Raw genomic sequence first — 7,589 nt, 5'->3', positions numbered from 1 at the left:
AAAACCCAAAGATACTTATACTTGACGAAGCTACATCGGCACTGGATAACGAAAGCGAAAGACACATACAGCGCTCACTGGAAAAACTCTCAGAAAACAGAACAACCCTCGTAATAGCCCACAGGCTCAGCACAATAAAAAATGCCGATGAAATAATAGTAATAGTAAACGGAATGACAACAGAGAGAGGAAACCACCAAGAACTGATAAATAAAAACGGTCTTTATGCAAAATATTACAGCATGCAATTTGAAGGGCTGGAAAAATTCGATATATACGAAGAATAAAAAGACACCTATCAGGTGTCTTTTATTTTTGTTTAATCAGTTTTTATTTATCATGAACTTCTTAGAAAGCTTATCCAAAGGAGATATTGTATATTTTACAAAAGTGTCCCTTGAGAGGAGGAATACAAGAACAGCAGTAACTGCCAGAGAAATAAACACTACGGCAAATATCATATCCGCTCCCCCACTTCTCAAAAGGGGTTTTAATATATGCTGACGAACAGGCAGGGTAACAAATGCATGGAAAAAATATATACTCAAAGAATTACTTCCGAAAGTCGTAAAAGAAGACTCTTTATTATTTACCAAGCATGCAATAAAGTACATTAAAGCAAAGGAAATAAAATAATAAGATATATCGTATAATACAAGAAATATCTTTCTCGGGAAAACATCCCATAAAGGTATATCCCCCAAAGCAAAAAGAGAGCCGATAAATTCTATATCTACTTTTGATAAAACATAAAAGAAAACAAGAAATATACCAAATGTAATAAATAATCCTACTAAAGCAAATACTTTACTGACAAAAAACTTTTTTAAATCTTCATATTTATATTTGCTTAAAAAGTAACCGACTGCAAAAAACGGAAGCATTAACAATGTTCGTCTTATAATATATTGATCTATTTCCAATATGCTTCCAATAATACCGACAACAAAAGAAAGTCCGACATAATGCTTGATGTTTGTAAAAAACGGACAAATAATTCTAAGTAATAAAAGTACCCCCAAATACCATGATGCATAACCATGAGATATAAATGGCTGTAAAAAGAGCTTATATGAAAACTCTATATTCTTGATATTTTCTATATCTATATACACTTCCTGCGTATGAAATATATAGAGAAACAAGGATAAAATATAATACAAGAAAAACAACGAAAAAGCTTTTCTTGCCTGTTTTTCCCTGTTTTTCGAAAAATATCCCGAAATCAAAATAAAAAACGGCATATGAAACATAAATACAAAACAGTACATTATCTGAAGAGACAATTCAATATTGGACGGAATCAAATGGAAAAGAACAACCAAAGTTACCAAAATTCCTTTTAAATTATCAAAATAAAAATTTCTTTGTGCCATCATATTTAAACCCTTATACTTCTAATATTGCTTATTAAAATACATAAAATTTCAGATAGCAAATTTTATCTTTTCAAAATATCTTTTTATATTTGATGAAACTGTCAATTAATCTATAGATTAAAATAAAAATTTAAAATTTTCATTCATAATATTCCTAAATAAGATATTCCATTAAATTCCTTTAAATTTTCATTCAAATCAGAATAAGTTACTTCCTTAAGGTAAAAATTTAACTATAACAAAACACTTAAGGGGATATAAAATGATAAGAAAAGTAGAAATCTGCGGAGTAAACACTTCGGCATTACCTAACTTAAACAACAAAGAAATCGAGAAAATGCTAATAAGAATAAAGAATGGTGAAGAAGATTTAAAAAACGAATTTATCAGATGCAATTTAAGACTTGTTTTAAGTGTTGTTCAGCGTTTTTCAAACAGAAACGAAAATATGGATGATTTATTTCAGGTGGGATGTATAGGGCTTATAAAAGCAATAGACAACTTTGACACAAAGTTTAATGTAAAGTTCAGTACCTATGCCGTACCTATGATAATCGGGGAAGTAAGAAGATACTTAAGAGACAACGGAACCATAAGGGTAAGCAGGTCTTTAAAAGATACGGCATACAAAGCATTAAAATACAAAGAAGAAAATAAAGACAAAAATTTATCAAACAAAGAGATAGCGGCAAACCTGGGAATAAAAGAAAAAGATTTGAATTTTGCCCTTGATTCTATAGTAGAGCCATGCTCGTTATATGACAGGATGTACAACGATAACGGAGACAGCATATACTTAATGGATCAGGTTGGAGACGAAAAGAACGTGGAAGAGAACTGGACGGAAAAATTTTCTTTGAAGGAAGCCGTCGATAAACTGAGAGGAAGAGAAAAAGAAATAATCATCAAAAGATATTATATGGGCAAAACCCAAATAGAAGTTGCGAAAGAAATAGGCATAAGCCAGGCTCAGGTTTCACGCCTTGAAAAAAGCGGACTGAAAAAGATAAAAAAGGAGATATAATAAAATTTTATATCATAAAACAAATAAACCAAGTAAATATATAAAAAACGTTATAATCCAAATCATATAAAAAATACCGTCATTAAATTTGACGGTATTTTTGTTTTATTTATTATCTGTCTATTTTCAAAATTGCGTCCAAAGCCTTTATTGTTCCTATTTTGGAATGCTCGTAAGTGAGTCCTCCCTGTTGGTATACAATGTATGGTTCTTTCATAGGAGCATCCGCGCTCAATTCTATCGAAGATCCTTCTATGAAGTTACCCGCAGCCATAATGACCTGATCGTCATACCCCGGCATATCCCAAGGTTGTGGAGTAACGTAAGAATCCACGGGAGCCGCCGATTGAATCCCCTCGCAGTATGCACATACTTTTTCTCTGCTTTCGAGAACAACCGCCTGAATGATATCGCTTCTTTCATCATCAACTCCGGGGAAAACCCTATACCCCAAACTTTCAAAAACACTTGCGGCAAGGATCGCTCCTTTTATGGCGCCACTCGTAACTTTGCTTGCCATAAAAAGCCCTTGTAAGTAAGAACGTATAACTCCGAGGTTTGCACCGACTTCCAATGCTATGCCGGGTGCTGTAAGTCTGGCAGCGACTTTTTTTATGTTTTCGCTACTACCAACTATATATCCTCCGATTGATACCAATCCGCCGCCGGGATTTTTGATAAGAGAACCCGCTATCAAATCCGCTCCTGCTTCAAGAGGCTCTCTTTTTTCCAAAAACTCACCGTAGCAATTGTCAACCAAAACAATGACATCCTCTTTGATATTTTTCACGAAAGCACAGGCTTCTTCGATTTTCCTTATCGATAAAGCTTTTGCATCGGTATATCCGCTGGAACGCTGAATAAAAACAGCTTTTACCTCATCCGTAAGTTTCTTTGCGACACTGTCATAATCGATATCGCCTCCCTCAAGCAAATCAACCTTATCATAAGCAACACCGTAATCCTTCAATGACCCAAGATTTTCACCTTTGTCATTTATTCCGATTGTGGATCTTATAGTGTCGTAAGGGTCCCCTGTGATACTCAAAAGAGTGTCTCCAGGTCTTAAAACACCGTACAGCATTAAACTGATTGCGTGAGTACCGCTTACTATCTGAGGTCTTACCAAAGCGGCTTCACCGCCGAATACCTCCGCATATATTTTTTCCGTAATCTCTCTTCCTTCGTCGTCATAGGCATATCCCGTACTCTCTGTGAAATGTCTGAGAGAAAGACGGTTGTTTTGCATTGCATTTAGAACCTTAAATTGATTGTATTCGCAAATATCGTCTATTTCCTTAAATTTGTATTCTATTCTTTTTTCGGCTTCTTTTACTATTTCAAAAGCCTCTTTACTGGCAAAATTACTCATTATCCGTAAAACCCCTTATATAGTCTATTATTTTATCATTTGTATTGTACTTGTTTTTATCAATCCAAATAACGTCCTCATTCCGTCTGAACCAGGTAAGCTGTCTTTTTGCGAAGTGTCTTGTATCTCTTTTTATGATGTATACCGCCTCTTCAAGACTCATCTCACCTTTTAAGTATCCTGCGATTTCTTTGTATCCTATGGCTCTCATAGAATTGAACCTTTCGTCATATCCTCTATCCAATAGTCCTTTTACCTCTTGAACGAGACCCTGCTCTATCATTTGGTCAACTCTTAAGTCTATTCTCTTGTACAGTTCCTCTCTTTTTTCGTCCAAACAAAAATAATACGTATTTTTAAATCTGAATTCTTTTTTCTTTTTTTCTCTTTCCGATTTTTTCTTTCCCGTTATCTTGTATATTTCAAGGGCTCTTATGACTCTCTTTAAATTATTCGGGTGTATCTCTTTCGCACTTTCTTCATCAACCCTTAAAAGCATTGAATGAATGTACTCTTTCCCCTTTTCCTTAGATAATTTCATAAGATAATTTCTGTACTCATAATCATTTTCTTCTTTTTCAAATTCATAAGAATCATAAACCAGCGCATCAACATAAAGCCCGCTGCCTCCGACTATGATTGCCGTCTTTCCTTTTTTTAATATCTCATTTATATATTTAAGCGCATACTCGGTAAAAACCGATACGTTAAAATCATAATCGGGTTCAAATTCATCTATAAGATAATGCTTTATATCTCCCATTTCATCTTTGGTGACTTTCGCCGAGCCGATATCCATATATTTGTAAACCTGCACCGAATCCGCCGAAACAATCTGAGCGTCTATCCTCTTTGCCAAATCCAACGAAAGCCCGCTTTTTCCAGAAGCGGTCGGACCTGCTATAACTATCACATCTCCCATAATCAAACCTCTAAATCCTTTGAAACATCTTTTCAAAATATTTCTTTTTAATCTTAGAAACGGTAGGTCTTGAATGAGGGCATGTAAAAGGATTTACGCTTTCTTTCAAATACAAAAGAAGCTTTCTCGATTCATCTTCGGAGATATCGTCGTGTCCTCGAACTGCATGGTGACATGCAGACCTAATAAGGGTTTCGTTTCGGTTTATGTCATTTGTCAAAACCGAAGTGTCTTTCAGAGAATGAAGAAGATTAAATATAATTTCCTTTGTGTCTTCCATCGACAGCATTTCGGGAATTTCTCTGACTATGACATTGCTTCCCGAAAAATCATCAATATCGTACCCTAAACTTTTAAGAAGCTCAGTATTGTTAAGACAAATATCTTTTAAAGTAATGCCAAGTTCCAAAACGAGAGGTGCAGCCAAAATCTGTGTTCTTACCTTTTGGCTTTGAAACTCCTTTAAATATTTGTCGTACAGAACTCTCTCATGAGCGGCATGGGTATCCATAATATACAAAACCTCTCCGCTTTCAAACATTGCATAAGCTTTGAAAGCCGTACCTATGAATTTCATCTTTGAGATTTTTTCAAAAATTGTTTTGTCTATAATATTAACTCCGTCACTTTCAGAGCTCGTTTTATTCTCTTCTTCATCTCCCTTTGACAAAAGAGTTTTATAGTCGGTATCAACCGAAGAATTCATACGATTTTCACCGAAAGAAACATAAGAAGATTCTTCCTTTAAAAGAAAAGAATTGTTGATGTTTTCCTCATTGTTCTTTTTATAAAGCACCTCTTCCAAGTAAGCTTCGCCACTATCCGTAATATCCGAAGTATTTACATCTATACCCGTTTGTAAAATATCCTTATCGCCCACAACATAAGAAGACGCTTCTTCAAAGGCAATTTGATTTTCAAGAGGGCTTTGTTTCTTTTCACTTCTTATTTTTGAATTTTCATTCAGGTTGATGGTTTTTCTAAGAGAAGCCCTTATCCCCTCACAAATCAGCATAGTTATCAGACTTTCGTTTCTGAAAGAAATTGTCGTCTTTGCGGGATGTATATTTACATCCGTAAAATTATAAGGAAGATTTATATACAAAACATAGGATATTCTCTTAGTGAAAAGTCCGTATTGTTCCTTGTATATATTGTTAATGGCTTTACTCAAAACGTCGTTTTTTACGTATCTTCCGTTTATGATAAATATGCTTTCTTCGTTTTGTCTGTCCAAATAATTGGCGGAAAGGGTAAATCCCTTTACGGTAAGGGGATCGTCCTTATAATCGACTTCTATCATTTTCGAAACGAAATCATGTCCCAAGACGGTGGTTATTACATTCTTGATATTCCCGTCTCCCATGGTTGTAAAGACTTCTTTACCCTCGCTATACACACTAAATGCAATGTTCGGGTTGGCGATTGCCAATTTTGATATAATATCAAGAGAAGAAGCTCTTTCTCCTTTTATGCTCTTCATATGCTTTCTTCTTGCAGGGGTATTATAGAATAAATCTCTGATTTCTATTCTAGTACCTGTGTTTAATGCACTTCTTTTAATTTCTCCTACTTTTCCGTTTACGACATCCGCACAAACACCCGTTCTCTCGCTATGATACTTACTTCTTATATGTACTTTGCTGACAACGGAAATACTAAACAAAGCTTCACCTCTGAACCCTAAAGTGTCTATGTTTGAAAGCTTTTCCAGACTGTCTATTTTAGAAGTGGCGTTTTTGTTAAAAGCCAAAGCTATCTCGTCCGATTTTATTCCGATCCCGTTGTCGCTTACCAAAATTCTGCTTTTGCCGCCTTCGTCTATTTCGATTTTTATATGATCCGCACCGGCATCGATGGAATTTTCAACCAGTTCTTTTATAACCGAAGCGGGAGAAACGACCACTTCCCCCGCAGATATTTTGTTGACAAGTTCGTCGGAGAGTTTCTTTATTACCTGAGCCATATTACACTTCCTCTTTATCCAATGACTGTTTTAATTCATATACAAAATTCATGACTTCTATCGGACTCATACTCTCAATCGGAAGAGTCCTTATTTTATCCGCGGCTTTTTTGTTTACTCCCCACTCTTTTTCTTCTTTGCTTTGTTCTTCATTTCTTTCAAAAGACAGCTGGGTAAAATTGTCAGATTCAATAAAAGAGCCTTTATTTAAAGAATCTATTTTGTCTTTGTAACTTTCTTCATTCTCTTCCAAGACGCTCAATATCTGAATACTTCTGTTTATTACGTCTTTTGGAAGCCCGGCAAGTTTTGCGACTTCTATACCGTAGCTTTTGTCTATTCCGCCTCTTTCGATTTTCCTTAAAAATATTATTTCGTCCCCGTTGCTTTCAAGTCTTATGGAATAATTTTTTACTCCCTCTCTTTTGCTTTCAAGCTCGGTGAGTTCATGATAATGTGTGGCAAACAAAGTCTTTGCCCCTATCTTTGATTTGTCCAAAAGATATTCTATAACGGCATGGGCAATACTGAGTCCGTCAAAAGTGGATGTACCTCTTCCGACTTCGTCAAGTATAACCAAAGAATCTTTTGTGGCGTATTTTAAAATATTCGATACTTCGCTCATCTCTACCATAAAGGTACTCTGTCCGCCTGCCAAGTCATCGCTTGCGCCTACTCTGGTAAATACTCTGTCCACTATGCTTATGCTGGCAGATGACGCAGGAACAAAAGAACCTATTTGAGCCATTATGGATATAACGGCAACCTGTCTTATATAAGTCGATTTACCGGCCATGTTTGCTCCGGTAATAATAAGCATTCTGTTTTCTTCGTTGTCAAGCAGAGTATCGTTATGTATAAAGTTATCTATACCGCTTATTCTCTCAACCACAGGATGTCTGCCTTCCTTGATTATGATTTTACCG

Annotated in this window: 5 protein-coding genes and 2 pseudogenes; 2 read left to right on the top strand and 5 right to left on the bottom strand. The window is 35.4% G+C overall.

The window, feature by feature from the left end; translation table 11 throughout:
• Positions 1-287: pseudogene (locus tag QZ357_RS03235) on the top strand (ABC transporter ATP-binding protein); the annotation flags it as partial.
• 36 nt (positions 288-323) lie between these two features.
• On the opposite strand, the gene QZ357_RS03230 reads toward QZ357_RS03235, so the two are convergent.
• On the bottom strand, positions 324-1,379 hold the full coding sequence (locus tag QZ357_RS03230; RefSeq protein WP_290771733.1) for an acyltransferase family protein: 1,056 nt from the start codon (positions 1,377-1,379) through the stop codon (positions 324-326).
• Positions 1,380-1,641: 262 nt separating this feature from the next.
• Between QZ357_RS03230 and sigG the strand changes: the two genes are divergently transcribed.
• On the top strand, positions 1,642-2,403 hold the full coding sequence (gene sigG / locus QZ357_RS03225) for an RNA polymerase sporulation sigma factor SigG (protein WP_290771731.1): 762 nt from the start codon (positions 1,642-1,644) through the stop codon (positions 2,401-2,403).
• A gap of 112 nt (positions 2,404-2,515) precedes the next feature.
• Here the strand turns inward: sigG and QZ357_RS03220 are convergent, their stop codons facing one another.
• The 4 genes and pseudogenes from QZ357_RS03220 to QZ357_RS03205 form a co-directional block, all read right to left on the bottom strand.
• Positions 2,516-3,775, bottom strand: a complete 1,260-nt coding sequence (locus QZ357_RS03220) for a methionine gamma-lyase family protein (protein ID WP_290771729.1) — start codon at positions 3,773-3,775, stop codon at positions 2,516-2,518.
• Positions 3,768-4,697, bottom strand: a complete 930-nt coding sequence (miaA, locus tag QZ357_RS03215; RefSeq protein WP_290771727.1) for a tRNA (adenosine(37)-N6)-dimethylallyltransferase MiaA — start codon at positions 4,695-4,697, stop codon at positions 3,768-3,770. The genes QZ357_RS03220 and miaA overlap by 8 nt, the downstream gene beginning before the upstream one ends.
• Before the next feature lie 10 nt (positions 4,698-4,707).
• A complete protein-coding gene (gene mutL / locus QZ357_RS03210) occupies positions 4,708-6,663 on the bottom strand; it encodes a DNA mismatch repair endonuclease MutL (protein ID WP_290771724.1) in 1,956 nt (651 codons plus the stop codon).
• Position 6,664: 1 nt separating this feature from the next.
• A pseudogene (locus QZ357_RS03205) lies at positions 6,665-7,589 on the bottom strand (DNA mismatch repair protein MutS); the annotation flags it as partial.

Origin of the sequence: Anaerofustis sp. (assembly GCF_019420015.1) — a bacterium.
Lineage (GTDB): Bacteria > Bacillota > Clostridia > Eubacteriales > Anaerofustaceae > Anaerofustis.
The sequence above is the reverse complement of the archived record's forward strand: the minus strand, read 5'-3'. Positions and strand labels throughout refer to the sequence as shown.

Bases quoted from the DNA above. Each gene is read 5' to 3' on its own strand.
- mutL (WP_290771724.1), bottom strand. From the start codon at position 6,663: ATGGCTCAGGTAATAAAGAAACTCTCCGACGAACTTGTCAACAAAATA.
- QZ357_RS03220 (WP_290771729.1), bottom strand. From the start codon at position 3,775: ATGAGTAATTTTGCCAGTAAAGAGGCTTTTGAAATAGTAAAAGAAGCC.
- sigG (WP_290771731.1), top strand. From the start codon at position 1,642: ATGATAAGAAAAGTAGAAATCTGCGGAGTAAACACTTCGGCATTACCT.
- QZ357_RS03230 (WP_290771733.1), bottom strand. From the start codon at position 1,379: ATGATGGCACAAAGAAATTTTTATTTTGATAATTTAAAAGGAATTTTG.
- miaA (WP_290771727.1), bottom strand. From the start codon at position 4,697: ATGGGAGATGTGATAGTTATAGCAGGTCCGACCGCTTCTGGAAAAAGC.